Below are 25323 nucleotides of genomic sequence, written 5' to 3' on the forward strand. Positions count from 1 at the left end.
GTGTTACGAGAGGGGTGGAAATACCCGCTTAACGAAGCAAGTTGGCGCGGCGTTACTGGCCCGCAGTCTTCACGCGCTCAATATGAGCAGTGACTTTGGCTTTTGTCTGCTGTGCATCGGGTCCAACCCATCGGCCGTCAGCGACATATACCACGCCGCCCTTGATGACCGCAACGACGTGCATGCGATCGAATTCGCCGGCATTGAGCCCGCCATTGTAAAGAACGACATCGCCTCGCGCGCCCGTCTCAAGGACGCCGATGTCATCCCTGCCGAGCATCTCTGCAGGCGTTGTGGTCGCTCCGGCGAGAACGTCGTTCGGCATTTCGCCCATATCGCGCCATGCCGCCATCTCTTTCCAGACAGCATCGAGATGGAACTGTCCAAGCGATCCTGAATCCGAACCGATGACGGGTTTTGCGCCCGCGGCGCGCAACGCCTTGAATTTTTCTTTGAAAGTCGGCACCGCTTCGACGGCGCTGGCAATGTAGTCGTCTTTGTCAAACGCTTCGCGAAATGAGGCCTTCATTTCCACAGCGAGTTCGTCAGGCGTGAATTCGAGGAGCGCGGGATCGAAGCTTGCTGTTTCATCCTCGGCGAGCGCCACGCTGCGCAGGTAGTAGCCGAGAGGGGGCGTCAGGTAAAAATCGTCTTTGGCAGAAACGGCCTCAAGAATTTCCGGCGGATAGGCCGCCGCGGGCGAGCGGTTGATGTATTCTCCGGAAAGGACAGGCCATTTAAGCGCGGCGGAGAGACTTTCAAAACTGTCAGTGTCCGCCATGACATCTATGTTGTTCTTTTCAGCAGCAGTGAAAACAGATTCAAGTTCCTCGCTTGAAAATGATTCGATCCCGTGCAGCGCCAGCCAAGCCGCGCCATGCTCGGCGAGTTCCTGAACTTTTGACGTCGCGTCCTCAGGGCCGGCGATACCGCGCATCAGCCGGGCGTTTACCCTGGGAGCGCCGCCAAGAAGGCCTGGCCCGCTGAGGACAAGCCGGGGCGACGGAAAGCAGTCATCGTCATTAAGCGCCGCCATCAATGGCATGTCGGCAAGCGCCGCTAGATGGGTCCGTGCCGTCGTCACGCCGGAAGCGAGCGTCTGGCGCATGGTGACGGGAAAGATTTCAGTCTGCACGTTAAGATTGGCTTGCCGGTGCTTTGCGGCGGGCAGGGCGTCGAAATGCGTATGGGAATCGATGAGCCCCGGAAGAGCGAAAGCCCTCGCTCCATCGATAACGCGATGATTGCTCTCGGGCACCGTTAAATCAGGACCGACATTTTGTATCCGCCCATCCGATATAAGGATATGGGTCGCGTTCGATGCGCCGGGCAGCCGCACATTCTTGATCAGCAAGGGAGATCGGTCGCACAGCCATTCAGCCGGTGCGGCGCGAACGCTCGTTGCGAAAAACAGACAGGCGATCGTCAATAGCGCCGCGCGTGCTGCCATTATCGGCACCTGAATTCAACGTCATTCACGCGAAACCCGGTTGCGGCTTGTGCAGAAGACAACACAGCGAAAGCCGCCAACATGCTGTAGATTGCTGACATTTTTTTTCGCGCCCCTGTTGCCAGGCGGTCAGTCTATGAAGCGCGGCGGACTGTGATAACTCGTCCTGTCGCTGAAAGAGTGCGTTTCGTCGCGCAGGCGTTCACGATGTCGTGTCCTCGGCAGGGTCCGCAGCGCTGCGCTGGACTGTAATCCTTTTCCGGGAAAGTTCGACAGAGGGAACCGTCTCTTTCGTAAACGGCACAAGCCTCACGCCTTTGACGCCAGGAATGTTCGCAAGCTCGATCAGGTCGCCGGCGCCGAAATTATAAACGGCCTTGACAATGCCCAAGTCTGCGCCGGTTTCGTCGACGGCTTTCAGTCCGATGAGATCGTCGAGATAAAACTCGTCTTCGTCAGGCGCGGGGAGCGCGCCGCGGTTCACATAAAGCCGCACGCCCTTCAGGGCTTCGGCGTCTTCGCGGCTCTTAATCTCGGGGGCGCTCGCAATGACGAAACCGTCGGCGAGGACTTTGATAATCTTCAGCGTGAATTTTCGTGCGCCGTCTTCGGTTTCGACGGCGCCATAGGCGGCGACGCCTTCGGGCGTTTCGGTGAAAGTCTTGATCTTCGCATGGCCTTTGACGCCGTGGGCGCCGGCGAAGGCGCCGAGGCAGACGCGTCGCGCCTCGCTCATTCGGCGGGCTCCGGTTCATGCTCGCCGACACCGAACAGTTTGCCGTTCTCCGTCCAGAAAATGAGCAGCGATCCTGCGACGCCGAGAAGCACAAAGCCGATCACCATGGGCGTCGTGGTGCCGTCGAATTGCGCGCCAATGATCCCGCCGAGAAGGCCGGCGATGGTTGTCCCGGCGAAACCGTTGATCGCGGCGGCGGAGCCGGCGTTGTGGCCCATGGGCTCCATAGCGAGCGCCGTGGCGTTTGGCCCGATGAACCCCATGCACAGGAAAGACGCCATCATGCAGGCGGTGAAGACGGCCAGGCTTTCTCCGATGGTCATGAGAACGATGAGATGCAGAACATTTGCGGCGATGAAAACCAGCATGGCCCCATGGGACAGCCGCCGCATGCCGAAACGCGAGACGAGCCGCGAATTGGTGAGCGTCGACACAGCGAAGGCGCTGGCGATGACGGCGAAGACCAGGGTGAATTTCTCCCCCAGCTTGAAGACATCGAGAAACACCTGCTCGGCCGAGCTGATATAGCTGAACACTGCGCCGAAAAAGCTCGCCGCCGCCAGCGTGTAGCCGATGGAAATCTTGTTGGTGACGAACACGAGATAAGACGCAACGATGGGCCGCAGCCGCAAGGGCTTCACGTCTTCGGGCGCCATGGTTTCCGGAAGGCGGAAGATGGCCCAGACGCCAAACGCTGCGCCGAAGACAAGCAGCGCGATGAAGATCCAGCGCCAGGGCGCCGCAAAGAGAATGAGCTGACCTATGCCGGGCGCGAGGATCGGCGCCGCCATGAAGATGGTGATGGCGAGCGACATGACTTCCGCCATGCGCCGGCCGGAACACTGGTCGCGCACGATGGCGACGGCCGCGACCCGGGTCGCCGCCGTGGCGACGCCCTGAAACGCGCGCGCCGCGAGAAACAGCGTGAAGGACGATGCGATGATCGAGAGCAGAGATCCCGCCGTATAGCCGGCAAGCGACCAGAGCAGGACCCGCTTGCGCCCGAAGCGGTCGACAATCGGCCCGAAGAAGAGCTGCGCGATGCCGTTGGCGAGCACATAGACGATGATGATGAGCTGGCGGTCATTGTCATGGGCGGCGCCCAGTTCGTCGCCGATGATCCCCAAAGCCGGCAGCATGATGTCGACGGCGAGCGCATTCAGCGCCATCGACGCGGCGACGATGGCGACCAGCTCCCAGAAAGGAAGGCGGGGTTTCGTTTGCGCCGCTTGGGTCATGAGCGGGGCCTACTCGCACACGCAGCATTTGGCAATAAGCCGGGGGATAGGACTTCGCCTGAAACCTGATTAGGGTTCCGATCCCCGAAGGGAGGGAGGCCGATGACAGAAAATAACAACACCGCCGCCAAAACGGCGGAAGCGCGGGCGCGAGCCTATTGGCGCGAAAATGTGAAGCTTCTTCTTGTGCTGCTCAGCATCTGGTTCGCCGTTTCGTTCGGGGCGGGGGTGCTTTTTGTGGACACGCTGAATGCAGTGAAGATCGGCGGCTTCAAGCTGGGCTTCTGGTTCGCGCAGCAGGGGTCGATCGTCGTTTTCGTCATCCTGATCTTCGTTTACGCCGCGCGGATGAAGGCGATCGACAAGCGCTTCAGCGCGCCGGGCGAATAGCGGGGCCCCATGGACGCGCAGCTTCTCACCTATATTTTCGTCGGGCTTTCCTTCGCGGTTTATATCGGCATCGCCATCTGGTCGCGGGCGGGCTCGACTTCCGAATTCTATGTGGCGGGCGGGCATGTGCATCCCATCGCCAACGGCATGGCGACCGCCGCGGACTGGATGAGCGCGGCGTCGTTCATTTCCATGGCCGGGATCATCGCTTTCGCCGGCTATGACGCGAGCGTCTATCTCATGGGCTGGACCGGAGGCTATGTGCTGCTGGCGCTGTTGCTGGCGCCTTACTTGCGCAAGTTCGGCCAGTTCACGGTGCCGGATTTCATCGGCGAGCGGTATTATTCGAAGGCGGCGCGGGTCGTCGCCGTCATTTGCCTGATCGTCGTTTCCTTTACTTACATTGCGGGGCAGATGCGCGGCGTCGGCGTCGTCTTCTCGCGCTTTCTCGAAATGCCCATCGAATGGGGCGTCGTCGTCGGCATGGGCGTCGTTTTCTTCTATGCGGTTCTCGGCGGCATGAAGGGCATCACCTATACGCAGGTCGCGCAATATTGCGTTCTTATCTTCGCCTATCTGGTGCCTGCGATTTTCATTTCCCTGATGGTGACGGGCAACCCCATTCCGCAATTGGGACTTGGCGCTGACGTCGCGGGCGAGAGCGTTTCGGTTCTGGAAAAGCTCGACGGCGCGCTCCTTGATCTCGGATTCTCGGCCTTCACGGCGGGAACGAAATCCACGATCGATATTTTCGCCATCACGCTCGCGCTGATGGTGGGGACGGCGGGGCTGCCTCATGTGATTGTGCGGTTCTTCACCGTGCCCCATGTCGCCGATGCGCGGATGTCGGCGGGCTACGCCCTCGTCTTCATCGCCATTCTTTATACGACGGCGCCGGCGGTGGGCGCCTTTGCGCGCCTCAACTTCATCGACAGCGTGCATGAGCAATCCTACGCCGAGGCGCCGCAATGGGTGAAAAGCTGGGAGGGGATCGGCCTCATTGCCTGGCTCGACAAAAACGGCGACGGCGTCATTCAATATGCGCCGGGCGCGCCTTTCGAGGGCCGCGCGGAATTCACCGGCGAGGCGGGGCCGAGCGGCGAACGCCTTATCGCCAACGCGCCGACCGCGAACGCCAATGAAATCGAGGTCGACCGCGACATCATGGTGCTTGCCAATCCGGAAATCGCAGGACTGCCGGCCTGGGTGATCGCGCTTGTGGCCGCGGGCGGCGTCGCGGCGGCCTTGTCGACCGCGGCGGGGCTCTTGCTCGTCATCTCCACGGCGATTAGCCACGACCTTCTGAAGAAAACCTTCCGTCCACAGATTACCGAAAAAACCGAACTCATGGCGGCGCGCGGCGCGGCGGCCGCAGCGATCCTCGTCGCCGGGTATTTAGGCATCAATCCGCCGGGCTTTGTGGCGCAGGTGGTGGCGCTCGCTTTCGGGCTCGCCGCGGCCTCGCTCTTCCCCGCGATCCTCATGGGCATCTTTTTCAAGCGCATCAACCGGGAAGGCGCCGTCGCCGGCATGCTCGCCGGTCTCGTCTTCACCCTCGGCTATATCGTCTGGTTCAAATCGCCGTGGTTCGGCGCGGTCAGCGACGCTCAGCACTGGCTGTTCGGGATTTCGCCGGAGGGGATCGGCGCGGTCGGCATGATGCTGAACTTCATCACCGCTATTGCGGTCTCGAATTTCACCGCGCCCACGCCGCAGGCCGTGCGAGACATGGTGGACGCCATCCGGATTCCGGAAACTGCTTAATTGTCGAGGTTCGCCGCCTCAAGCGCGCGCTCGCGATCGGATTCGGATCCGATGCCGTCGGCGGATTTCTTGTACGCCGCCTCCAACGCCTCGTCGCCTTCAAGCAGGTCCGAATAGGCTTCAAGGGCGAGGCGGCGGTCATGGTCGGACTCAATGTTTTCGCTCGCCGCGATCAGCGCCAACCGGGTCTCCACGGAAAGACCGCGGACGCCCGCCGCTTCTTCCAGCGTCAGGCGCTGATCGTGATCGGAGTCGAGGGCGTTGAAGGCGCCGACCCAGGCCCGCGCCGCGTCGCCGCCTCTGGCGAGGAACGGCGCCGCATCGCCGAGGATCAGGCGCAGATCATGATCGCTTTCGATGCGGTCGCCGATCGTATCGAGAAGGCGCGCCGCCGCCGCCTCGCTGATCTTGTCCTGCCCCAACAGGGCTTCGCTCGCGCGCCGTAAATCATGGTCGCTTTCAAGGCGCTTCATCAGCTCAATGGCGAGGGTCAACGCGTCGTCATTGAGCTCGTTCTCTGAAACCCGTTCAATCAGCCGCCGCAGATCGTAATCGCTTTCGATGCGTGAGGCGGTCTCAAGGAAAAGCGGCATTTCGGCGGCGTCGACAGTCTCGTTCTGCAACAACGCGTCGAGCGCGACACGAAGATCGTGATCGCCTTCGATGTTTTTGAGTGACTTGAGAAGGTCCGACGTCTCCGCATTGGTCAGATCCGTCTGGTCCGTCAGCTCGGTGATGTAGCGCAGCCGCGCATGATCGCTGTACATCGCGTCGATCCGCTCAAGAACGGCTTTAACGCCGCCTTCGCGCAGTAAAATGGCGACGCGGTCTTCGGCTTTCGCGCCGCTGGCTTCGAGAAACGCGATCAGCAAGGCTTTCTTGGCGGCGGCGGTTTCAGGATTCTCATCCTGCTTCTCGCCATCGAGATAGTAGATGCTTTCAACATCGTCGCCGTCGCGTTCGAAGACGACCTGTTCTTCGCGCTCAGCCTGTTTGCGGGTGATGTCGAGCTTGTGCTCGAGCGAAGCGAGATCGTCGCCCCCCTCCGTCAAGTCGTAGTCGCCGCGCCAGGAGGCTTCGAGATCGAGGCCGTCTTTTTTCAGAGCGAAGCTGCCCCGGTCGCCGCTCACCACATGGCGGACGCCCTCGTCATCGTTGATTTCAATGTCGATGCCGGCGTCGCGGCCGCCAAAGGCCACGCCATAGAAAGCGGCGAGAAGGATGGCGCCTGCGATCAAGGCGCCGAGCGTGCTGAGGCGGTTCATGGGATGCGGTCCCTTTTTCGTGGCGCGATTCTAACCGGACTGGGCGGCGGAATCCATCGCCGCCCCTTCTGCCGCCATTCCGTCCGTCGCGGCAGCCAGGTAATCCGCCGTACGCATTTCCATGAGGCGCGAGGCCGTCCGCTCGAATTCGAAAGCGCCGTGCCCCGCCACATAGAGGGCGCCGGGCTCGGCGGCGGCGGAACAGATGAGCTTCACCTTGGCGTCGTAAAGCGTGTCGATGAGGGTGGAAAACCGCTTCGCTTCATTGCGCATGTCGGGCCCCATGACCGGGATATGGTCAAGAAAGAGCGCGCCATAGCGCCGCGCGATGGCGAGATAGTCGGCGGCGCCAAGCGGCTTTTCGCAGAGATCGGCGAAGGCGAAGCGCGCCGCGCCGCGCGCCGCGCGCGGCACGATGAGCTTTCTGCCTTTCATCTGGATTTCCTCGCGCCGCACATGGGCGCCGCTGATCATGTTTTCCCAGGCGTGATCCATGGCCTTATCGGCTTCCGGCCCGAGCGGCGTGAGGTAAACCGGCGCCGCAGACAATTTTTCGAGGCGGTAGTCGCGGGCCGAACACATTTCGAAAACATTGAGCTTCGATTTCAAGAGGTCGATGAAAGGCAGAAAGAGCTGCCGGTTGAGCCCATCCTTATAGAGTTCGTCCGGCGCACGGTTCGAGGTGGCGACGACGACGACGCCGCGCTCGAACAGCGACGTGAAGAGCCGCCCGAGGATCATGGCGTCGGCGATGTCGGTGACGTGAAATTCGTCGAAACACAAAAGCAGCGCATCCGTCGCAAGGTCATGCGCCACCGGCGGCATGGGATCGTCCGGCGCCGAACGGTCATAGGCTTTGTGTTTCTTCTTTTCCGTCTCGCTTTTCGCCCGCCACTCGGCGATCCGCTCATGCGCCTCGCCCATGAACTCGTGAAAATGCACGCGGCGTTTTTTGGCGAAGTCCGTGTTGTTGAAGAAAAGATCCATGAGCAGCGTCTTGCCGCGCCCGACCCCGCCCCAGAGGTAAAGTCCTTTCGGCGGCGTTTTCTTGCCGCCGAGCCAGCTTTTGAGCGTTCCTATGGGCCCGGAATAGGACTGAAGCGCATCATGCAACGCCTGCAGCCGGTCCGCCGCCTCTTCCTGCGCCGGATCGGGGGATAGCGCGCCCGATTCCAAAAGCGCCTCGTAACGCGGGCGCGGTCCCTTGCTCATAGTTCGGGCTATAACTTGGCTCGCCCGCGCCGTCACGCCTTCTTGTGATGCGCAAACAGCCACGCCGCGACGCCAACAGCGAGCGCCGCCGCCGAAAACTGCGCCAGCAAAAACGCCGGCGCGTCGGCGGGGCGCACGCCGGCGAACGTGTCGGTGAGGGTGCGCGCGATGGTCACCGCTGGATTGGCGAAGGAGGTTGAGGAGGTGAACCAGTAGCCGGCGGTGATGAAAAGCCCCACGGCCATGGGGACGGCGTCGGGACGAAAGCGCAAGGTCCCAAGGATCGTCAGCACAAGGCCGAATGTCGCCGTCGCTTCGCCCAGCGCCTGACCGGCGCCGGCGCGGGCCTTGAGGCTCACCTGAAGGAGGTCGAGATCGAACATGGCGTGGGCGAGGCCGACGCCGGCGACGCCGCCCGCGATTTGCACGGCCATATAGGCGGCGGCGAGCGTGAGCCCGATTTCACTGCGAATGAGAAAGGCGAGCGTCACCGCCGGGTTGAAATGGGCGCCTGAGACCGGCCCGAGAATGGTGATGAGCACCACAAGACCGGCGCCCGTCGCCAGCGTGTTGCCGAGCAGCGCGATCGCGTTGTTTTCTGGAGACATCGCCGCGCCCATGACGCCGGAGCCGACAACGATTGCGAGCAGGAGCGCCGTCCCCAGCGCTTCGGCGGCGAGCTTCTGCGGAATCGAAAATGTCATGCGGTCTCTTTGAGGAAGGCGTCGATCCGGGCCCGGATGTCGGCGAAGACGGTTTCGAAAGCGGCGCGTTTCTCCGCCTCCGCGCCTTCAATGGCGGCGGGGTCGGGAAAACTCCAATGAAGTTTTCGTGGGGCCTTGCCCGCTTGTGTTGGCCAGACGGGACAGACCTCGCCGGCGGCGTTGTCACAGACGGTGACGACCGCATCCATGATGGGCGCGCCGTCTTGCGCAAACTCGTCCCAGCTTTTGGAGCGCGCCCCTTCCGGCGGCGCAATGTCATGCGCTTTCAACGTTTCAAGGGCGAAAGGATTGACCTTTCCCGTGGGCGTCGACCCGGCGGAAAAGGCGCGCCAGCGGCCAGCCCCCGCATGGTTCATGTAGCCTTCGGCCATGATCGAGCGGGCCGAGTTGCCGGTGCACAGAAACAGGATGTTGGGCACGGCGCCGGCCTAGACGTTCGGCGCGCAGCAGCCGGTCGCCGTCTCTTTGGCCTTGACGACATCCGGCGCGGTGACGCCATAGACCGCGCTGTCGCCGAAGGAATGGAATAGCTCCCAGACCGTGCCTTGGGGATCGTGCGACCAGTATTTGTCGCTCTTGGCGTAACAGCAGGTCGCTTTTTCCTCCTGGACGAGCGGCGCAGAGGCCTCGCGCATCCGCCCTGCGATGGCTTCAAGACCGTCGCCGTCGTCGAGAGAGACGCCCACATGATCAAGGCCCGGTTCGCCGCCGCGGCTCGACACCGCGACATTGGCGGCCGGGTCGTCGAGCAGCCATTTTGCGTAATCGGGCTCCCGGCGCGCCGGTTCGGTTCCGAAAAGGGCGGTGTAGTATCTGATCGACCCCTCGAGATCGTCGGTGCGGATATGCAGGTGCAGGCGTTTCATGCGGCTGTCTCCTTGATGACGACATAGGGCCCGCAAAGGCGGCGGTCGCCGCCGCAGCAATCGGCGAGCAGGTAATCGATAAGCTCGCGGATGCCCCCATAATCGGCGGCGTAGATGACGCGGCGGCCGTCCTTGCGGGAATTGATGAGGCCGGACCTTTCCAATTCTTTCAAATGAAAAGACATTGTCGGCGCCGGCAGGCCGACGGCTTCGGCGATTTCGCCTGCGGCCGCGCCTGTCGGGCCGGCTTTGACCAGCAATTTGAGGGTCGAGAGCCGGGCGGGCTGGGCAAGGGCAGAAAAAGCCTGGGTTGCGGTTTCCATTTCCATATTTCTATAATATTAGAATTATAGAATATTGCAAGCTTTTTTTCAAACTTCGGACTGGCGGCGACTTAAAGGCTTTTTCATAGCGGACGGGTATGGGTTAGTTCGCGCCGCCCAGGCGCCTACGGGGATACTGCCTTGACTTACCGCACGCTCAGCGCCGTTCAGGTCATCAATACGATTGACGCCCTTTCGCGGCGGATCGGCGAGCGGTTTCCCGGCTCCGGGCTTCAGAATGTGTCGGAGGAACTGGCGGGGGTGGCGCGCCGCTGCGGCGAGGAGTCGGAGCGTTTGCGCGATCCGGTGATCCCGATCCGGGTTTCCGTCTATTCGATCTGGGCGCTGGGCGCCGCCGCGCTCGCCTGGATCGCGCTGACCCTGCATTTCGATGAAATGGAGTTCGAGGCGGCGAGCCTCGTTCAGGTGCTGGAGCCGGCGATGAATATCGCCGTGCTTGTCGGGCTTGGCGTCATGACCCTCGGACGGCTTGAGGAGCGGTGGAAGCGCGCCAAGGCGCTCGACTATCTGCATGAGCTGCGCTCAATCGCCCATGTGGTCGACATGCACCAGCTCACGAAGGACCCCTATCGCCGCCTCCTGCCGGCGACCGCCTCGTCGCCCAACGCCAGTCTCGAAGGGCCGCTGCTTGAGCGCTATCTCGACTATTGCTCGGAAATGCTGTCGCTGACCGCGAAACTTGCCGCGCTTTTCGCGCAAAGCTGCCGCGACCCTGAAGTCGTCGCCGGCGCGGGCGACATCGAGCAGCTGACGACGGCGCTGTCCCGCAAGATCTGGCAGAAGATCATGGCGTTTTCGCGCTACGAAAACGGACTCACAAACATCGCCCCCTAAACAAAAGAAACCCGGCGGTCTTTCGGCCGCCGGGTTCCGTGGGGCTTGCAGCCTCCGCCTTTGCGCTATTCGGCGGGCTGCAAGGGATGTGGCTTCGATGAGAAATCGGGCCACGCAGGCGCGCCGATTTCCGAATCATCGAGACCCTTGTCTTCTTCCTCGGCGCTTGCGCGGATCCCGACGATCATCTTCAGAAGGATCCAGATCACAAAGCTCGACACGAACACGAACACTGCATTGGCGCCGATGCCCACAGCCTGGCCGAGATAGGTGGCGTCCGAATTGGAGAACGGCACGATGATCGTTCCCCACATGCCGCAGAAGAGATGCGCGGGGATCGCGCCCACCACATCGTCGATACGCAGATTCTCAAGCAGCGGCGTAACGACGAAGATAATGACGCCGCCGACCGACCCGATCAGCGCGGCCTGCCAGATCGCCGGCGTCAAAGGCTCGGCGGTGATGGAAACGAGGCCGCCGATGGCGCCGTTCAAGGCCATGGAAAGGTCGATCTTGCGTTTCAGGAAGGTGCAGAGAACGACCACGGTAATGACGCCGGTCGCCGCCGCCATGTTCGTGTTGACGAAGATGTTGGAGACGGAAATGGCGTCGTCGAGCGAGCCGAGCGCGAGCTGAGAGCCGCCGTTGAAGCCGAACCAGCCGAGCCAGAGAATGAAGACGCCCAGCGTCGCCAGCGGCAGGGAAGAGCCGCGAATGACATTGATCTGGCCGTTGGGCCCGTATTTCCCGCGCCGCGGCCCCAATGCAAGGGCGGCTGCCAGCGCGGCCCAGCCGCCGGTGGCGTGGACCAGCGTCGAGCCGGCGAAATCGGAGAAGCCGTAATTGGCGTCGAGCCAGCCGCCGCCCCATTCCCACGACGCCTGGATCGGGTAAATGAAACCCGTCAGGATCGCGGTGAAGATGAAGAATGGCCACAGGCGCACGCGTTCCGCAATCGTGCCGGAGACGATGGAGGCGGCCGTCGCCACGAAAACCATCTGGAAGAACCAGTCGGATGACGCCGAATAGCCTGTATCAAGCGCCGCCGAATCGTCCGCCTTCCAGAATGCGAGTGTGCCGAGATAGCCGCCTGGGGTGGCCGCATTGCCATAGATCAGGTTGTAGCCGACAAGCCACACCATCACCGTCGCGATGGCGTAGAGCGTGATGTTTTTCAGACAGATCGTTGCGGCGTTTTTGGAGCGCACCAAACCCGCCTCGAGCATGCAAAAGCCCGCCGCCATGAACATGACGACCATGCCCATGATCAGGAATAAAAGAGTATTGAAGATAAACGCCGTATCCGGCGCCGGCGTTGTCGCCGCCGCCTCTGCGACCGCTTCAACGGCTTCCGCCGCTGCGGGCTCCTGCGCCAAAGCGCCCCCCGCTAACATCGCCGCCCCCAGGACGGCGAAAAGCATGTATTTTATTTTTGTCATACCAGCCCCTCGCTAGAAACGCGCCGCCGGACAATCATCCGCACAAGGATGAAAGCGCCGGCCGGCGCAATCTGTTCGTGTAGGGATGATGAGCAAAAGAATTTCGCATTGCAACAAAACCTTAATGATTTTTGCGCCCGTGTCGCTAAAATAGCCAAAATAGTCGAATTATTAGCAATAATATGCCAAATATATAATATAAAACTCCGAAATTCGCCATGGGGCATGTTGTGCCGCAACAATTGGGTTGCGGCGCTTGCAGCGGGCCGTATAGAATTTAACGATAAGCATAAACGAACACGCTGCAGATTGGTCCGTAGGCCAATCAAACGGTGCGTAGCATGCTCGCGCTTGCGCCTTTTGCATATGGCCTTGCGGGAGCGTGTCGGGGTCAAGAGGGGTATATGGAAGAGCAGGATGTGGCGGCCCGCCTGGCGCAGGATGTGGAGGCCAACATGGCGGCGTTTCAACTGGGCGGCATTTTCGCCGGCCTGGCGCTGGCGGTCATCGGCGCCGTTCTGGCGATGCGCGCTTACGCGGTGTTGAGCGAGGCGCGCGCGCTTTACTGGCAGGCGAGCGCGCTCGCGGCGGAAGCCTTGAGCGAAGGCAGCGGACGCTCGGCGCGCGCCGCGGCGATCAAGGCGGCGGGATCGAAAAAGAAGATCAGGTCAAACCGCATTCGCGGCGTGATGTGACGGACGAGACTTAATCCGCCTTCTGCGCGGCTGTCTTTCCATCAGGTCTATTCACCATCAGCTTCTTGATTTCCGCGATCGCCTTCGCCGGGTTGAGATGCTTCGGGCAGACCGTGGCGCAGTTCATGATGGTGTGGCAGCGGTAAAGCTTGAACTCGTCCTCAAGCTTGTCGAGACGCTCATTATCGAGCTGGTCGCGGCTGTCGGCGAGCCAGCGATAGGCCTGCAACAACGCGGCGGGCCCCAGATATTCCTGTTCATGATCCTTTTTCTCGCCGTTCCACCAATAGGACGGGCATGAGGTGGAGCAGCAGGCGCAAAGGATGCATTCGTAGAGCCCGTCGAGTTTTGCACGCTCTTCCGGGGACTGGCGCCATTCGGTTTCGGGCTCGGCGGACTTCGCCTGCAGAAACGGCTCGATATAGGCGTGTTGCCTGTAGAAATTCGACAGGTCTGTCACAAGGTCCTTAATCACCGGCTGGTGCGGCAGCGGGTAGATATGAACGTCGCCGTCGCCGCACTCATCCATGCCCTTGGTGCAGGCGAGCGTGTTCGATCCGTTGATGTTCATGGCGCAGGAGCCGCACACGCCCTCGCGGCAGGAGCGGCGGAAAGCGAGCGTCGCGTCGGTTTCGTTTTTGATCTTGATGAGCGCGTCCAGCACCATCGACACATTGGAGACGTCGACTTCATAGGTGTCGACGCGGGGATTGTCCGGGGTCGAAGGATCGTAGCGGTAAACATGGAACGCGCGGGTCTTGCCCGCGCCTTCCTTCGCTTTCCAGGTCTTGCCGTTCTTGTTGATCTTGGAGTTCTTAGGCAGCGTCAGTTCGACCATCGACTTAAAGACCTTTTGTTTTCAGGGCGCTAAAGGCTACGCCTTATCGCGGCCACCATGCCAATCAAGCTCCCGTGTGGCATACATGGCGAGCGCGAGCGCGCCAAACGCCGTCACCGAGCCGATCAGAAGGGCGTAATCCTCTGATTTCATGAGGAGATATATCAATCCATCAGCGCCTGAAAAGGCCGCAAAGGCGATTATTCCGCGCCAGAGGCTGTGAAACACGGTCGCAGCCTGGACGGAAGAAGGCCGGGTTTGACGGCGCGCCGGAATTCGGCTCCGATTGCCGCCAAGGTTCCGGAGCGCCCTTCATGAAAAGCCTGTCTTCCATTACCCGCCGTGATTTTCTCGGCGGCGTCTCCCTGCCGATCGTTGCGGGGCTCGCGCCTTCGTCTCTTATCGGCTGCGGCAAGAGCGAGGCGGGGTATTATCCTCCGGCGCTGACCGGCATGCGCGGCTCCCATGCCGGGTCGTTCGAGGCCGCCCATGCGCTCGCCTGGGAAGGAAAGGCCTGGCCGCGCCCGGAAACGCAGACGGACGACGAATACGACCTCATTGTCATCGGCGGGGGGATTTCCGGGCTCGCCTCCGCTTACTATTGGCGCCAGCGCGCGGATCAGAATGCGCGCATCCTCATCCTCGACAATCACGATGATTTCGGCGGCCACGCCAAGCGCAACGAGTTCGACGTCGATGGAAAAAAGCTTATCGGCTATGGCGGCAGCCAATCTCTCGACGGGCCTCACTCCTGGTCGAAGGCGGCGCAGGATCTCGTTAAAGAGATCGGCGTCGACGTCGAAAAGTTCCACGATTATTTCGATACGGAGTTTTATGCGCGCCGGAAGATGGAGGCCGGTCTGTACTTCGACAAGGCCCATTATGGCGAGGACCGGCTGATCGGCGCGCCCTACGCCATGTGGTCGGCGGTGCCGCCGGAAGAAGAGGCAAAGGCTGCGATTGCGGCGATCCCGTGGCCGGAAGAGCGCCGCGCCAAATTCGCGGAACTGGCGCTTTCGCCGGGGGATTATCTCGCCGGAAAAAGCGTTGCGGAGAAAATCGATCTCCTGCGCCGCATGAGTTACGAACGGTTCCTGTTTGAATACGCCGGCGCCGATGAAGAGATCGCCCTTCTGTTGCGGCGTTCCATTACCGGCCTCTGGGGCGTCGGCTGGGATGCGCTCTCGGCGCTTGAGGGCGCGCGCATCGGCATGCCCGGTACGGCGGCGCTCGGGATCGAAGACGCCATTCCCGATCCGTACGAGCATGACGAGCCTTATATTTTTCATTTCCCCGACGGGAACGCCAGCGTCGCGCGCTTGCTCATGCGCGCGCTCAGGCCCGATATCCTGCCGGGCGCCAGCATGGAAGACGCGCTGACAGCGCGCGCCCGCTATAATCTTCTCGATACGGAGGATGCGAAGCTTCGCATCCGGTTGAATTCAACCGCGGTGAAAGCGGAAAACGCCGGTGGCGGCGTCGACGTGATTTATGTGAAAGACGGCGAGGCTTTTCGCGTGCGCGGCAAAAACGCGGTCTATGCCGGCTATCTTCACATGCTGCCTTACATCGCTCCGGAAATGGGCGGCGTGCAGCGCGAGGCGGTGGAGACGCTGGAGAAAATCCCGCTGGTCTACGCCAATGTGGCGCTCCGCAACTGGCGGGCTTTCGAGAAAGCCGGGTATCACCGGCTATACTCGCCGCAGGGCTTTTTCGAATCCGTCTCGCTCGACTTTCCGGTCTCCATGGGCGGCGTGAAGTTCTCCAAGTCTCCGAATGTTCCCGTGATCGCGCATCTTCAGCATGTTCCGACGGAGGCGGGATTATCCGAGCGCGAGCAACACCGGGCCGGGCGCGCAAAGCTTTACCAGATGACGTTCGAGGATTTTGAAAGAGAGATTGTCGAGCAGATGACGGGCATGCTCGGCGCTTACGGCTTCGACGCGGAACGCGATATCGCCGGAATCACCGTCAATCGCTGGCCCCATGGTTATGCTTACGAATATAACGAGCTTTACGACCCGTGGACGTGGAGCCCCGCCTACGGTCCGCATGTTACGGCCCGCCAGCCAATCGGGCGCATCGCGGTCGCGAATTCCGATTCGAGCGCGCTCGCCTATGTGCAGGGCGCCATCGACGCCGCCGACCGCGCGGTGAACGAGCTTTTGTCTCTATAGCGATTTCTTGATGGGCCGGAGCTCATCGAATTTCGGTTCGCGCTTTTCGGACTTCGCGATATAGCTTTCCTTGATGTCGTCGGCGCGCAGCATGGCCGCATTCCACAGCGCGATGTAATCGAGCGTGTCGGCGGTCGAATGGTCGCGCGCATAAGTAATCATCTGTTTGCAGCCGGTGACAGCGAGGGGCGAATGCGCCGCGATCTTGCCGGCGATTTCCATGACGCCATTGAGTAAGGCTTCATGCGTTTCGAAGACCTCGTTGACGAGACCGATCTCTTTTGCTTTCGCGGCGGGAAGTCGCTCGGCGGTGTAGGCCATCTGGCGCGCCCAGCCTTCAGGGATGATCTTCGCGAGCCGCGGAAAGGTGCCGACATCGGCGGTCATGCCGATCGCCGTCTCCTGCACGCAAAAAAATGCGTCGGCGCTTGCGTAGCGGCAATCGCAAGCGGAAACCAGATCGACGCCCGCGCCGATGGTTCCGCCCTGAATAGCGGCGAGCACCGGCTGGCGCGCATTTTCCAGCGCGGAAAACGTCGCCTGCAGCGCCTTCACATGATGGCGGAAGGCCTCGGCGGCGACATGCGTATTGTCGGGCGGCGCATCCAGGGCGCCCGACATGAAGACCGATATGTCCATGCCGGCCGTGAAATGTTTCCCCTCCGCCGACAGAACGATGACCCGCGCTTTCGCATTCTCTGAAATCTGCGTCACCGCCTCTGGCAGTTCGCGCCAGAACTCCGGAATGAAGGAATTAAACTTGTCGGGCCGCGAAAAACGCAAATGCGCGATCCCGTCCGCAATTTCGGCGGTGAAACAGCTATATTTCATAAGATTCGCGCTCCTTTTCGCTGGATTCGGCGCGTCAGTATTTCCATGATAAAGAGGTTAACGCCAGCGGCGGCGGCAGCGTCAAATCGGGAAACTCTGGCGCCGAATATGCTTCTTCATGAGGCGAGCCGCTCGTGGGGGCGGCGAAGGTTCGGCCGTTTGTCTCAATCTGGTGTGTCACCAAGGCGGGAGCGGCCGGTCAACGCGGATACGGGTAAAGTCAGGTTCCGGCGTCATGGCCCAAGACAAGAGTGCGGAAATCATCAAATTCAGCGGCGCCGCCGAGCCGCCGGAGGAGCCTGCGCCCGAGCCCATGGAAAGCCCGGAAGCGCGCGATGCAGCGCCTTCGCTGGAAGATCTGGGCGCCGGGGCGTATCTGCGCGCCGCGCGCGAGCGCGCCAATTTATCCGTCGATGCGGCAAGCAACGCGATCAAGGTGAAAGCCGAGCATCTCGAAGCCATCGAGTGGATGCGTCTCGACCGCCTGCCGGCGCTTCCTTACGCCACCGGTTTCGTCAAAGCCTACGCCCGGTTTCTCGGTCTCGACCCCGATACGGTCGCTGCGACGTTCAAGGCCGATGCTTTGGCTGCGGCGCCGGCGCCGGTGGCCGCGCCAACAAAGGAGCGCGCCGAACCGCAAGAAGAGCGCGCGCGCCTTGGCTGGATCTTCGCCATGTTCGCGGTCATCCTCTTCACGCTCTGGGTCGGCTATCAGGTCATCGCCGGCGGCGAACAGAAGGCTGAGGAAGCGCAAATCGAGACGCGGTCCGAGCCGCAGCCGCGTCCGCGCGCAAGCGAACCGGAAGTCATGCCCGCGCCTGCGCCAGAGATTCAGGCCCCGGAGGTTGACGGCGAAGAAAAGCTGACTTCTGAAACCGCTGCATCCGATAGTGAAGCAGCGGAGGCGGAAGAAAATATTCCGGTTGGTGACGCGCGCGTTTCCGCCGATGCTTCGGCGGAAGAAACAGCGCCGGCTGCTGAACAGACGGCGCCCGTAGCCGAAACCGCCGCCCCCGTAGAACGGGATCAAGCCGGGCCGGCGGCGCCTGGCGTCACTGAAGTTCGGGAACGTCCGCTGCCGCGCCGGGCGCAACCCGCCCCGCCGCAGCGTCAATCCGTCATCATCGAGGCTGTTTTGAGCCGCCCCATCGCGCCCGACTATCCCAACCGCTGCACCCGCGGTGCGGATGAGCGGGAGTCGGTGACGGTTATGTTCGATGTCAGCGCAGAGGGGCGCCCGGTCAGCGCTCGCATCATCTCGACGTCGAATGACTGCTTCAACAGCGAGGCCTTGCGCACCGTCGAACGCTGGCGCTTCACCCCGCGCACGGTTGATGGAACGCCCGCGCTTGAGAGCGGCAAGACCGCAACGGTGAACTTCGTCAAATAATCAGCGCCCGAAGACGTCCTTGAACAGGCGCATCCAGTTGCCGCCGAGAAGCCGTTCGAGATCGCGAGTCTTCCATCCGCGCCGGTCAAGGACAGCGACGAGATTGCGGAACCGCTCCGGCGGATCGAGTTCGGGAATAAAGGGCGGCCATTGCACGTCATAGCTCGGCTTGTAGATTTTGAGCCGCGGCTCGTACCAATTTTCCCGCGTGATCCAGCTTTCAAGGCCGCGCACCGGATAGTCCGTCGACAGGCCCACATGCTCGACGCCGATCAGGTTCACCGTGTAATCGATGTGATCGGCGTAGGTTTCGATGGTCGTGTCGGTTCCGGGGTTCTTGCCGATGAAATAGCCGAGCGCCGCGACGCCAAACACGCCGCCCTTGTCGGCGAGCGCCTTGATCTGCTCATCCGTTTTGGCGCGCGGATGGCCGGGGCGGAATTTCTCCACCATGGAATGGGTGATGGCGACGGGCTTTTCCGAAAATGCAATGCCGTCGAGCGTGGTCTGCGGGCCGCAATGGGAAAGATCGACGAGAACGCCGAGCCGGTTCATGCGCTTCACCACTTCGACGCCGAAGTCCGAAAGCCCCGCATTGGTGCGCTCAAGGCAGCCGTCGCCGATCAGATTGCGGCTGTTATAGGTGAGCTGGAAGCAGCGCATGCCGAGCGCGTGAAGCGCGTCCACATTGTCCGCCTCGCCTTCGAGCATGGTGGCGTTCTGGAAATTCATCATCACGGTGAGCTTGCCCTCGCGCTTGGCGCGGTCGAAGTCGCGCGCCTCAAGCGCGATCAGATACCGGTCCGGAAATTCCTGGACGCGCTTCTTCCAGGTCAGAAGCTCGTCGATGGCGGTCTGCAGGTCGCGGCGGTCAAGGCTGGTGACGATGCCGGTGTAGCCGGAGCGTTTCACGGCCTCATATTCCGCTTCATCCCATTCATGGGCGAAGGAGAGGGCGTCGATGACGATGGATTTGTCATAGAGCCGGTCCAGGCGGTCGTCGGCTCGGGCGGCGCCCGCGCCCATGGCCGCGGCCGCGGCGCCGGCGGCGAGCCGCATGGAGTCTCTCCTGTTCAGCATGGACTGGTTCTCCCCCGGTAAGGCTGAAATCGGTTTCCACCATGAAATGCGAAGACCCGCTCCGCAAAACCGTCCTATCACAATTTCGGCGGCGAAGGGCGCAGACATTGACTGCCGCGCGTTTCCGGCGTCATGCTGCGGCATGATAGACCGCGCCCAGCGCCGTTTTCTCGACATTCTCGCCTCGATCTACATCTATAATGAGCATCGGGGATATTCGAGCATTGACCGCGTTCTGCTGGCCGTGCGCGCCCGTCATTCGAGCGAACGCTGGTTCATCGACGCGGTGGAGAAACACCGGCGCGACGAGCGCAAACACTATCTCATGTTCAAGAAATATTTTGAGGATATCGGCCGCATGCCGTTTGCGGTCGATCGTTCCTGCGGTCATATCGACCGGCTGATCTTTCTCACTTTCGGCTGCGGCATTGACGAACTCGACACCGACGCAGTCACCGCCGACGACGGTCTTTTCTTCCGGCTGTGCCGCATCATCATGATCACCGAGATCCGGGGTATGAACCAGCTCGACATCCTCCTGGAGGACAGGCTGGTGACGTCGGACGAGCGCCTGAAGAAAATCTTCGAGGTGATCCGCGTCGATGAGCCGAGCCACTGGACGCCCTATCGCGACTGGCTGGAAAAGAACAAGGGCGGCGCGCCGCGCTGGAATGAACGCGCCGCCGACGCGCTCGTCCACAAGAGTCTCGTTTTCTGGAAAGTGCCGTCGCTCTATCTCAATCCGGCCCTTGCGCGCCGCACCAGCTGGCATGATGAAGGCGAAGCGCAGGGGATTATGGGCGCGGCCGCCACAGCGCGCTAAGCTGGGCTTTACCCTCTTAAGATCAGAACTTCGCGTCCTTGATGGCTTTGGCGAAGGAGCGGGAGACCGGCGCCTCGGCGCCGGATTTCAACACGATCTTCTGTTTGCCATTGTCGCGGGCGATGTTGTCGACGCCGTCGCGCGCGACCCACCAGGACCGGTGCGTCTGCAACCCGTCGGCGCCCTCGAGCTCGCGCATGGCGTCGGAGAGGCGCATCAGGATCAGCTCTTCGCCGCGGTCGGTGTGGATGCGCAGATAGTGGTCCTCGGACGAGACCGCATAGAGCGCTGCGCCGCGATATTTCGCGGGCAGGCGTTCGAGAAATTTCGGGATGGGCGAGACCCCGGCCGCGCCGCTGGGCTCGGGCGCCCCGCCAATGAGCCCGAGCATCCGAGCGCCCGAATAGCCGCCGCCCACGACGATGTAGGAGATCGCAAAAATCCTCAGAAACTGCATGGGCAGATCGTTCATCGGCCAGCGGCCGGTAAGGCCCACGGTGAAGCCGATAATCACCGCCCAGACGGGGAAGGAGACGATGGCGGCGACGAGCGCCAGTTGAAGCGCCGGATGGCGGCCGGGCAAAAGCCGGTCAAAGATGAAAGGCCCGGTCAGCGCGGCCGCTCCCGTGCCGGTCACCATGGTCGAGGTCCAGAACACAAAGCGCATGCCCAGCGGCAGATTGTCGGTGTCGTAAACGCCGAGAAAAGCGAAAAGCGCGCCGAGCCCGAGGGAAACCGCGCCGCCGAGCCAAAAATATTTCCGGATCAGCGTCATCGATCCCCAAACGCAGCCTGCATTTCACGCTTCGCGAACGGATTTTAGAGCAATTGGCGAAGGATTCCAGTCGCTTCGCGCATTCGCCGTTGCGGGCGCTGCGTCGTCATGCGCAAACAAAAAGGCGCGCCGCCGGCCAAGCATCATCAAGGCTTCACGAGGAAAAATCGCTATGACGTTAGATATCGAAACGCTGTTTGCATTGAGCAGCAGGCTGGCCATGATTGGCTGGCTCTTGCTCCTGTTTTCCCCAAAACGCTGGGAGTGGGTGCTGTTCGTCGCCGGGATCGCGATCCCCGCTTTGTTGAGCACGCTCTATGGCGGCCTGATCCTCGCCTTTTTTGCGGGCGCGGAGGGCGGCGGCTTCGGATCGCTGGCCGAGGTTCGCGCGCTGTTCGCCAATGACGCGGCGCTCCTCGCCGGATGGGTGCATTATCTCGCCTTCGATCTCGCCATTGGCGCAATGATCGCAAGGCGCGCCGACGCTGCCGGCGTCACGCGGCTCGTTCAGATCCCGATCCTCTTTTTCACCTTCATGTTCGGTCCGCTAGGCTTCCTTCTCTTCCTCCTGACCGAGGCGGGCTGGCGCGGCGTCGCGAAGGCTGACGGCGCCGCGGCGAAGTCGGGAGCGGCGTCATGAAGCGGTTTTATTTTCCGGAAAGGGTCTGGCTGCAGTCGGCGTTCCTGCTGCTCGCCGCGATTCCGGCGACGCTGGTCGCCATGGAGTTCGACCCGCGCACGGTCAACGACATCAATATCTGGATCAAGCCGCTGAAATTCTACATCTCGACGGCGCTGCATCTGGCGACGCTCGCCCTGCTGGTGCGGTTTCTTCCCGACCGGGCGCGCGGGGGAAAAGCGCTGGCCATTGTCGCCGCTGTCTCCGCTTTCGCGGCGCTGGCCGAAATCGCCATCATCGCCGCGCAATCGGCGCGGGGCGTCGCCTCGCATTTCAACAATGCAACGCAGTTCGACGCGGTGATCTATATTTTCATGGGGCTTGGCGCGCTTCTCATCATCATGCCCGCGATCGTGCTCGGCGTTTGGTTCTTGCGGACGCCGGTTACGGACAAGCTGACGCCGGGGCTGAAACTCGGCGCCGGTCTCGGCTTTACGCTGGGCTTCATCCTGACCCTCGGGATCGCCGGCTACATGGCGCAGCAGCCGACAGGCCATTGGGTCGACGGGACGCCCACCGATGCGGGCGGACTGCCGCTCTTCGGCTGGTCGCGCGAGGGTGGGGATTTGCGCGTTCCGCATTTCTTCGCGACGCATCTGATGCAGGCGCTGCCGCTTGTCGGCTATGCGGCGGATAAAATGTTTGGAAGCGCCGGCGCCGCGAAACGCGTTGTCTGGATCGCCGCGGGGCTCGGCGTTGCGCTCACAATCGGGCTGTTCGTTCAGGCGCTCAACGGGCAGGCGTTTATCGGTTAGAGAGAGATGTCGCCTGTCGTCTTTGGTTCTTCTGCAAGGCGCTAGCGCCGAGTGTTGCTGGCGCTTGTTTTCCGTCCAGCGACTCTCAGGCGCGCATGCGATGCATGGCTTCCGCTTCATCGCCTTCGGGTTTATTCGGCAAGCCCAGCGCCGCGAAATCGACGTCTTCAAATCGCTCGACGGCGGGCGCGCCAAACAGCCAGCCCTGAAACAGGCGGATGCCGGCGGCGCGCAGACATCCAAATTCCGCTTTGGTCTCCACGCCTTCTGCAAGAAGGTCGATGTCCAGCGCGCGCGCAATCGCGGCGACGCCTGCGACAATCGCCTGCTTGCTGCGACTGGCGTCGATGTTGCGGATAAGGTCCATATCGAGCTTCAGCACATCGGGCCGAAACCGGGCCAGCAGGACAAGCCCCGAATGGCCGGCGCCGAAATCGTCGATGGCGACGGTGAAGCCCATTTTGTGATATTCGCGGATGATGTTCTCGACGTGATCCACGTCGTCGATCCGCTCATTCTCCGTGAACTCGAACATCAGCCGGGCCGGATCGAAATGCGCTTTCGCAGCGGCGGCGAGCGATGCGCGGATACAGGCGCGCGGCTCATAGACCGCATTGGGCAGAAAATTAATGGAAAGCCGGGCGCGCGAGCCTTTCGGCATGAGCGCGCCTGCGAGCTTGATCGCCTTCACGCGGCAGGCCTGATCGAAGGCGTATAAGGTTTCCGGCGTGACGGATTGCAGAACCGCGTCTGCGGGCTCGCCGTCAGGCCCGCGCACCAGCGCTTCATAGGCCCAGACGTCCCCTGCGGCGGCGTCGACAATGGGCTGGAACGCCATTGTGAAGTCCATCTTAAAGGCTTTTCCGTCCTGGCAGCCGGGGCAAGCTGACGTCATGGTGTTTGGCCTGCTAGCGTCTGAAGGGAACAGCCTATTACGGAATGATGAACAGTTTCCTTAATCAAGGAAACGCTCAACTCCGCCTCAAGGCTAGCTTGGTTTGATGGCGGGTCCAGCCGACGGCTAACTTGCCCTACAGCGCTAAGCGCCATTGCTGGATCACGGCGGCGGCCGGCGTGACGCTGACGGTCGGGTTGTATCTGCAAGCGCTGAATGGCTGGCTGTTTATTGGTTAGAAGCGATGAGGGTGATTTAAGCGGCGTTTTTATCGTCGGGGGGCGCTTTTTTATGGGCGAAACGGAATAGCTTCTCAGCCTCCTTTATCGAGTAGTCCCCTTCTAACGACGTTTCTACCTCACCCACTTTAATAGTAATTTTCCGCCCTTCGCGCGCTTGTTTCCATTTAAGGAGTTTATCTAAGCTTCTTTCGAGGATGACCAAGAAGCCAGCAGCTCCACCTGTGGCTAAACAGGTAAAAATTGCTTGGGCTGATACTCCCAGATCATTGCATGCCTGAGGTTCGGTAAGGCTTTTATATCTCAGCGGTGCGTTTGGGTCACTAACGGTTATCTTGTAATTGCCTTTGTCATTTGCGCAGGCGTCATCAAGGATTGAGTATATCGAGGATTTCCAACCACTACGGAACACAATGATTGAATCCAAATTTTCTGCATCTTTCGGTGACCGAATATTCTCTCCCACTTGTTCCTGAACAGTAATTGACAGCATGGCTAACCTATAATCTGACATTGGAAATGCCTCAGATTATAGGGATTGATTCGTATCCGAATCAAAGTCAGAACATATACTCAGATCTTAGACGCTCAATAAACCCGCTTCTTCGGCTCGATATAGCTGATCTCGTCCGTCAGGGTGAAATCATGCACCGGGCGATAGTCGATGGTCGCCTTGCCGTTGGCGAACCAGGCGGCGGTGTATTACATCCGGTTGGCGTAGTTCCGGTGGGGCAGTCTTCGCGGGGGCGCTGCGCCTTTCCCAGCAGTTCACGGCGGCTTATTCCCTCGTGCCGATTTTCGGCGACAGCCAGCGCATCATGTTCACGAACAGATTGGCGTTGTCGTTGTCGGGACTGGTGATCGTGACATAGACCCGTTCGCCCGTATCGAAGGTAAAAATGAAATCCCGGAACATGCCCTGATCGCCGGAGACCACGACTTTTCCTTTGCCATAATCGAAGGCGATCATGCCCGCGTAATGATCCGAGGTTTCGTAGACGTCGCCTTCAGAGGCCTTGCCATGAAAGTGGTTTGCAGTCCCCGGCGGGAAGGACAGGACGGCGTCTTCGGGCTCCCGGAAGATCGCCGCGCCGCACAGATAGTCGACCTTTTCGACCTTCAGGCCGTTTTCGATCAGCGGGTGCTCCGGGTTAAGCGTGCCGTCTTCACGCGACATGCCGAAATAATGCGAACAGCGTCCGTCTTCCGGGTCGTTAAAGCTTGGATATTCCTCGCTGTAGACGTAGCCGTCGCGAAATTTCACGGCGAACGCTTCGAGCAGCGGCGCCGCGCCGCTGCCATTGGGAAAATGGCTGAGGCTTAAATAGAGCCCGCCGCCATTGTCGACAAAACGGACAATCGCTTCGATTTCCTCGCCGCTCAGCGGTGATTTCCAGAACACGGCGCCGTTCGGCAGTTCGGATTTTTCATTGGGAAGGCCGTGAATGATGAGGACGTCCGAATCTTCGAGCGTGGCCGCAGAAAGCGCCGCGTCAGCATAGGCGACGGAAAAACCGTCGCGCCCCATAATCTCAAGCATCACATGCGCGCCGGTCGCGAAGCCTTCTTCCTGGTAGATCGTCTCGTGAAAGCGATCGATCAGAACGCGCGTTCCGTGCTGCTTTTTGAGCAGCGGAAAATCATGGCGGTAATCGATGTCCGCTTCCGCGTCGACATTCTGTTTCGGCGCCGCCGCCGTTGGCGGCGCCAGCAGCACGGCTGCCGCCAAAACTGACAACATAATGGTTTTCTTCATGATCGCCCCTTATCATGACGGCGCGCTCGCCCTATCCGGCAGAGAATATCAGACCAACCCGAAAGACTACGCGCGAGGGCGGCGCCTCATCGCAAAAAGCCGGCGTCTTGTCTGATCCGGACGTTCG

At 61.2% G+C, this 25323-nt stretch carries 27 protein-coding genes; 9 read left to right on the forward strand and 18 right to left on the reverse strand.

From position 1 onward, the window contains the following. Positions 1 to 52 precede the first annotated feature (52 nt). From ACQY5P_RS14035 to ACQY5P_RS14045, 3 genes are all read right to left on the reverse strand, one after another. Entirely contained in the window at positions 53 to 1450 is a 1398-nt protein-coding gene (locus tag ACQY5P_RS14035) for an amidohydrolase family protein (protein ID WP_428407494.1), read from the reverse strand. 202 nt (positions 1451 to 1652) lie between these two features. Continuing rightward, positions 1653 to 2186 (reverse strand): ribosome maturation factor RimM, encoded by a 534-nt coding sequence (gene rimM, locus ACQY5P_RS14040; protein ID WP_428407495.1) that lies wholly within the window; start codon positions 2184 to 2186, stop codon positions 1653 to 1655. Further along, positions 2183 to 3424 (reverse strand): multidrug effflux MFS transporter, encoded by a 1242-nt coding sequence (locus ACQY5P_RS14045; protein WP_428407496.1) that lies wholly within the window; start codon positions 3422 to 3424, stop codon positions 2183 to 2185. Before ACQY5P_RS14045 ends, rimM begins: the two co-directional genes overlap by 4 nt. A gap of 102 nt (positions 3425 to 3526) precedes the next feature. Between ACQY5P_RS14045 and ACQY5P_RS14050 the strand changes: the two genes are divergently transcribed. Continuing rightward, on the forward strand, positions 3527 to 3814 hold the full coding sequence (locus ACQY5P_RS14050; protein ID WP_428407497.1) for a DUF4212 domain-containing protein: 288 nt from the start codon (positions 3527 to 3529) through the stop codon (positions 3812 to 3814). A 9-nt stretch (positions 3815 to 3823) separates the two neighbouring features. Beyond that, on the forward strand, positions 3824 to 5578 hold the full coding sequence (locus ACQY5P_RS14055) for a sodium:solute symporter family protein (RefSeq protein ID WP_428407498.1): 1755 nt from the start codon (positions 3824 to 3826) through the stop codon (positions 5576 to 5578). Here the strand turns inward: ACQY5P_RS14055 and ACQY5P_RS14060 are convergent. Genes ACQY5P_RS14060 through ACQY5P_RS14085 form a run of 6 tightly spaced genes read right to left on the reverse strand, consistent with a single transcriptional unit; the run spans position 5575 to position 9969 of the window. Then, positions 5575 to 6843 carry a hypothetical protein gene (locus ACQY5P_RS14060; RefSeq protein ID WP_428407499.1) on the reverse strand — a complete coding sequence of 423 codons (1269 nt, stop codon included), beginning with the start codon at positions 6841 to 6843 and terminating at the stop codon, positions 5575 to 5577. The genes ACQY5P_RS14055 and ACQY5P_RS14060 overlap by 4 nt on opposite strands. A gap of 30 nt (positions 6844 to 6873) precedes the next feature. Beyond that, the gene (gene zapE, locus ACQY5P_RS14065) at positions 6874 to 8055 is read right to left on the reverse strand and encodes a cell division protein ZapE (protein WP_428407500.1); all 1182 of its coding nucleotides are present in this window, start codon (positions 8053 to 8055) and stop codon (positions 6874 to 6876) included. Between the two features lie 32 nt (positions 8056 to 8087). Further along, the gene (locus ACQY5P_RS14070) at positions 8088 to 8759 is read right to left on the reverse strand and encodes an aquaporin (protein ID WP_428407501.1); all 672 of its coding nucleotides are present in this window, start codon (positions 8757 to 8759) and stop codon (positions 8088 to 8090) included. Next, on the reverse strand, positions 8756 to 9199 hold the full coding sequence (locus ACQY5P_RS14075) for an arsenate reductase ArsC (protein WP_428407502.1): 444 nt from the start codon (positions 9197 to 9199) through the stop codon (positions 8756 to 8758). The genes ACQY5P_RS14070 and ACQY5P_RS14075 overlap by 4 nt, the downstream gene beginning before the upstream one ends. A 9-nt stretch (positions 9200 to 9208) precedes the next feature. After that, positions 9209 to 9646 carry a VOC family protein gene (locus tag ACQY5P_RS14080; RefSeq protein WP_428407503.1) on the reverse strand — a complete coding sequence of 146 codons (438 nt, stop codon included), beginning with the start codon at positions 9644 to 9646 and terminating at the stop codon, positions 9209 to 9211. After that, a complete protein-coding gene (locus ACQY5P_RS14085) occupies positions 9643 to 9969 on the reverse strand; it encodes an ArsR/SmtB family transcription factor (protein WP_428407504.1) in 327 nt (108 codons plus the stop codon). The genes ACQY5P_RS14080 and ACQY5P_RS14085 overlap by 4 nt, the downstream gene beginning before the upstream one ends. A 141-nt stretch (positions 9970 to 10110) precedes the next feature. Here ACQY5P_RS14085 and ACQY5P_RS14090 point away from each other — a divergent pair, with 141 nt between their 5' ends. After that, complete coding sequence (locus tag ACQY5P_RS14090; protein WP_428407505.1) at positions 10111 to 10824, forward strand: hypothetical protein; 714 nt, start codon at positions 10111 to 10113, stop codon at positions 10822 to 10824. A 65-nt stretch (positions 10825 to 10889) separates the two neighbouring features. On the opposite strand, the gene ACQY5P_RS14095 is transcribed toward ACQY5P_RS14090, so the two are convergent. Further along, complete coding sequence (locus tag ACQY5P_RS14095; RefSeq protein ID WP_428407506.1) at positions 10890 to 12263, reverse strand: ammonium transporter; 1374 nt, start codon at positions 12261 to 12263, stop codon at positions 10890 to 10892. 404 nt (positions 12264 to 12667) lie between these two features. Here ACQY5P_RS14095 and ACQY5P_RS14100 point away from each other — a divergent pair, with 404 nt between their 5' ends. Continuing rightward, complete coding sequence (locus ACQY5P_RS14100) at positions 12668 to 12958, forward strand: hypothetical protein (RefSeq protein WP_428407507.1); 291 nt, start codon at positions 12668 to 12670, stop codon at positions 12956 to 12958. A gap of 10 nt (positions 12959 to 12968) precedes the next feature. Here the strand turns inward: ACQY5P_RS14100 and ACQY5P_RS14105 are convergent, their stop codons facing one another. Together ACQY5P_RS14105 and ACQY5P_RS14110 are read right to left on the reverse strand one after the other, a co-directional pair. Next, entirely contained in the window at positions 12969 to 13796 is an 828-nt protein-coding gene (locus ACQY5P_RS14105; protein WP_428407508.1) for a succinate dehydrogenase iron-sulfur subunit, read from the reverse strand. 36 nt (positions 13797 to 13832) lie between these two features. Continuing rightward, on the reverse strand, positions 13833 to 14024 hold the full coding sequence (locus tag ACQY5P_RS14110) for an inner membrane CreD family protein (RefSeq protein WP_428407509.1): 192 nt from the start codon (positions 14022 to 14024) through the stop codon (positions 13833 to 13835). An 86-nt stretch (positions 14025 to 14110) separates the two neighbouring features. Between ACQY5P_RS14110 and ACQY5P_RS14115 the strand changes: the two genes are divergently transcribed. Next, positions 14111 to 15973 (forward strand): NAD(P)-binding protein, encoded by a 1863-nt coding sequence (locus tag ACQY5P_RS14115; RefSeq protein WP_428407510.1) that lies wholly within the window; start codon positions 14111 to 14113, stop codon positions 15971 to 15973. On the opposite strand, the gene ACQY5P_RS14120 is transcribed toward ACQY5P_RS14115, so the two are convergent. Next, positions 15968 to 16804 (reverse strand): crotonase/enoyl-CoA hydratase family protein, encoded by an 837-nt coding sequence (locus ACQY5P_RS14120; RefSeq protein WP_428407511.1) that lies wholly within the window; start codon positions 16802 to 16804, stop codon positions 15968 to 15970. The two genes, ACQY5P_RS14115 and ACQY5P_RS14120, sit on opposite strands and share 6 nt — an antisense overlap. Before the next feature lie 235 nt (positions 16805 to 17039). On the opposite strand from ACQY5P_RS14120, the gene ACQY5P_RS14125 reads away from it, so the two are divergent. Then, positions 17040 to 18194 carry a TonB family protein gene (locus ACQY5P_RS14125; RefSeq protein WP_428407512.1) on the forward strand — a complete coding sequence of 385 codons (1155 nt, stop codon included), beginning with the start codon at positions 17040 to 17042 and terminating at the stop codon, positions 18192 to 18194. Here the strand turns inward: ACQY5P_RS14125 and ACQY5P_RS14130 are convergent, their stop codons facing one another. Next, positions 18195 to 19274 (reverse strand): dipeptidase, encoded by a 1080-nt coding sequence (locus tag ACQY5P_RS14130; RefSeq protein WP_428407513.1) that lies wholly within the window; start codon positions 19272 to 19274, stop codon positions 18195 to 18197. Between ACQY5P_RS14130 and ACQY5P_RS14135 the strand changes: the two genes are divergently transcribed. Further along, complete coding sequence (locus tag ACQY5P_RS14135) at positions 19252 to 20097, forward strand: ferritin-like domain-containing protein (RefSeq protein ID WP_428407514.1); 846 nt, start codon at positions 19252 to 19254, stop codon at positions 20095 to 20097. The two genes, ACQY5P_RS14130 and ACQY5P_RS14135, sit on opposite strands and share 23 nt — an antisense overlap. Positions 20098 to 20119: 22 nt before the next feature. Here the strand turns inward: ACQY5P_RS14135 and ACQY5P_RS14140 are convergent, their stop codons facing one another. Beyond that, on the reverse strand, positions 20120 to 20872 hold the full coding sequence (locus ACQY5P_RS14140; RefSeq protein ID WP_428407515.1) for a LytTR family DNA-binding domain-containing protein: 753 nt from the start codon (positions 20870 to 20872) through the stop codon (positions 20120 to 20122). Positions 20873 to 21044: 172 nt separating this feature from the next. Here ACQY5P_RS14140 and ACQY5P_RS14145 point away from each other — a divergent pair, with 172 nt between their 5' ends. Together ACQY5P_RS14145 and ACQY5P_RS14150 are read left to right on the forward strand one after the other, a co-directional pair. Next, positions 21045 to 21512, forward strand: coding sequence for an abscisic acid-deficient protein Aba4 family protein (locus ACQY5P_RS14145; RefSeq protein WP_428407516.1), 468 nt, complete (start codon positions 21045 to 21047; stop codon positions 21510 to 21512). Continuing rightward, positions 21509 to 22306, forward strand: a complete 798-nt coding sequence (locus ACQY5P_RS14150; RefSeq protein ID WP_428407517.1) for a hypothetical protein — start codon at positions 21509 to 21511, stop codon at positions 22304 to 22306. The genes ACQY5P_RS14145 and ACQY5P_RS14150 overlap by 4 nt, the downstream gene beginning before the upstream one ends. A gap of 85 nt (positions 22307 to 22391) precedes the next feature. On the opposite strand, the gene ACQY5P_RS14155 is transcribed toward ACQY5P_RS14150, so the two are convergent. The 3 genes from ACQY5P_RS14155 to ACQY5P_RS14165 all read right to left on the reverse strand — a co-directional run bounded on the left by ACQY5P_RS14155 (position 22392) and on the right by ACQY5P_RS14165 (position 25196). Continuing rightward, on the reverse strand, positions 22392 to 23156 hold the full coding sequence (locus ACQY5P_RS14155) for an EAL domain-containing protein (protein ID WP_428407518.1): 765 nt from the start codon (positions 23154 to 23156) through the stop codon (positions 22392 to 22394). A 300-nt stretch (positions 23157 to 23456) separates the two neighbouring features. Continuing rightward, positions 23457 to 23954 carry a hypothetical protein gene (locus ACQY5P_RS14160; protein ID WP_428407519.1) on the reverse strand — a complete coding sequence of 166 codons (498 nt, stop codon included), beginning with the start codon at positions 23952 to 23954 and terminating at the stop codon, positions 23457 to 23459. Between the two features lie 264 nt (positions 23955 to 24218). Further along, positions 24219 to 25196, reverse strand: a complete 978-nt coding sequence (locus ACQY5P_RS14165) for a hypothetical protein (protein ID WP_428407520.1) — start codon at positions 25194 to 25196, stop codon at positions 24219 to 24221. Between the last annotated feature and the right edge of the window lie 127 nt (positions 25197 to 25323).

The organism is Hyphococcus sp., assembly GCF_965267305.1.
In the GTDB taxonomy this organism is placed as follows: domain Bacteria; phylum Pseudomonadota; class Alphaproteobacteria; order Caulobacterales; family Parvularculaceae; genus Hyphococcus.

What these genes read in the sequence shown, in the direction of transcription:
- ACQY5P_RS14155 (WP_428407518.1), bottom strand. Translation starts at nt 23,156, where the DNA reads ATGGACTTCACAATGGCGTTCCAGCCCATTGTCGACGCCGCCGCAGGG.
- ACQY5P_RS14130 (WP_428407513.1), bottom strand. Translation starts at nt 19,274, where the DNA reads ATGCTGAACAGGAGAGACTCCATGCGGCTCGCCGCCGGCGCCGCGGCC.
- ACQY5P_RS14120 (WP_428407511.1), bottom strand. Translation starts at nt 16,804, where the DNA reads ATGAAATATAGCTGTTTCACCGCCGAAATTGCGGACGGGATCGCGCAT.
- ACQY5P_RS14070 (WP_428407501.1), bottom strand. Translation starts at nt 8,759, where the DNA reads ATGACATTTTCGATTCCGCAGAAGCTCGCCGCCGAAGCGCTGGGGACG.
- ACQY5P_RS14055 (WP_428407498.1), top strand. Translation starts at nt 3,824, where the DNA reads ATGGACGCGCAGCTTCTCACCTATATTTTCGTCGGGCTTTCCTTCGCG.
- ACQY5P_RS14115 (WP_428407510.1), top strand. Translation starts at nt 14,111, where the DNA reads ATGAAAAGCCTGTCTTCCATTACCCGCCGTGATTTTCTCGGCGGCGTC.
- ACQY5P_RS14095 (WP_428407506.1), bottom strand. Translation starts at nt 12,263, where the DNA reads ATGACAAAAATAAAATACATGCTTTTCGCCGTCCTGGGGGCGGCGATG.
- ACQY5P_RS14135 (WP_428407514.1), top strand. Translation starts at nt 19,252, where the DNA reads ATGGAGTCTCTCCTGTTCAGCATGGACTGGTTCTCCCCCGGTAAGGCT.
- ACQY5P_RS14150 (WP_428407517.1), top strand. Translation starts at nt 21,509, where the DNA reads ATGAAGCGGTTTTATTTTCCGGAAAGGGTCTGGCTGCAGTCGGCGTTC.
- ACQY5P_RS14140 (WP_428407515.1), bottom strand. Translation starts at nt 20,872, where the DNA reads ATGACGCTGATCCGGAAATATTTTTGGCTCGGCGGCGCGGTTTCCCTC.
- ACQY5P_RS14125 (WP_428407512.1), top strand. Translation starts at nt 17,040, where the DNA reads ATGGCCCAAGACAAGAGTGCGGAAATCATCAAATTCAGCGGCGCCGCC.
- ACQY5P_RS14105 (WP_428407508.1), bottom strand. Translation starts at nt 13,796, where the DNA reads ATGGTCGAACTGACGCTGCCTAAGAACTCCAAGATCAACAAGAACGGC.
- rimM (WP_428407495.1), bottom strand. Translation starts at nt 2,186, where the DNA reads ATGAGCGAGGCGCGACGCGTCTGCCTCGGCGCCTTCGCCGGCGCCCAC.
- ACQY5P_RS14035 (WP_428407494.1), bottom strand. Translation starts at nt 1,450, where the DNA reads ATGGCAGCACGCGCGGCGCTATTGACGATCGCCTGTCTGTTTTTCGCA.
- ACQY5P_RS14085 (WP_428407504.1), bottom strand. Translation starts at nt 9,969, where the DNA reads ATGGAAACCGCAACCCAGGCTTTTTCTGCCCTTGCCCAGCCCGCCCGG.
- ACQY5P_RS14045 (WP_428407496.1), bottom strand. Translation starts at nt 3,424, where the DNA reads ATGACCCAAGCGGCGCAAACGAAACCCCGCCTTCCTTTCTGGGAGCTG.
- ACQY5P_RS14145 (WP_428407516.1), top strand. Translation starts at nt 21,045, where the DNA reads ATGACGTTAGATATCGAAACGCTGTTTGCATTGAGCAGCAGGCTGGCC.
- ACQY5P_RS14165 (WP_428407520.1), bottom strand. Translation starts at nt 25,196, where the DNA reads ATGAAGAAAACCATTATGTTGTCAGTTTTGGCGGCAGCCGTGCTGCTG.
- ACQY5P_RS14160 (WP_428407519.1), bottom strand. Translation starts at nt 23,954, where the DNA reads ATGTCAGATTATAGGTTAGCCATGCTGTCAATTACTGTTCAGGAACAA.
- ACQY5P_RS14080 (WP_428407503.1), bottom strand. Translation starts at nt 9,646, where the DNA reads ATGAAACGCCTGCACCTGCATATCCGCACCGACGATCTCGAGGGGTCG.
- ACQY5P_RS14050 (WP_428407497.1), top strand. Translation starts at nt 3,527, where the DNA reads ATGACAGAAAATAACAACACCGCCGCCAAAACGGCGGAAGCGCGGGCG.
- ACQY5P_RS14060 (WP_428407499.1), bottom strand. Translation starts at nt 6,843, where the DNA reads ATGAACCGCCTCAGCACGCTCGGCGCCTTGATCGCAGGCGCCATCCTT.
- zapE (WP_428407500.1), bottom strand. Translation starts at nt 8,055, where the DNA reads ATGAGCAAGGGACCGCGCCCGCGTTACGAGGCGCTTTTGGAATCGGGC.
- ACQY5P_RS14100 (WP_428407507.1), top strand. Translation starts at nt 12,668, where the DNA reads ATGGAAGAGCAGGATGTGGCGGCCCGCCTGGCGCAGGATGTGGAGGCC.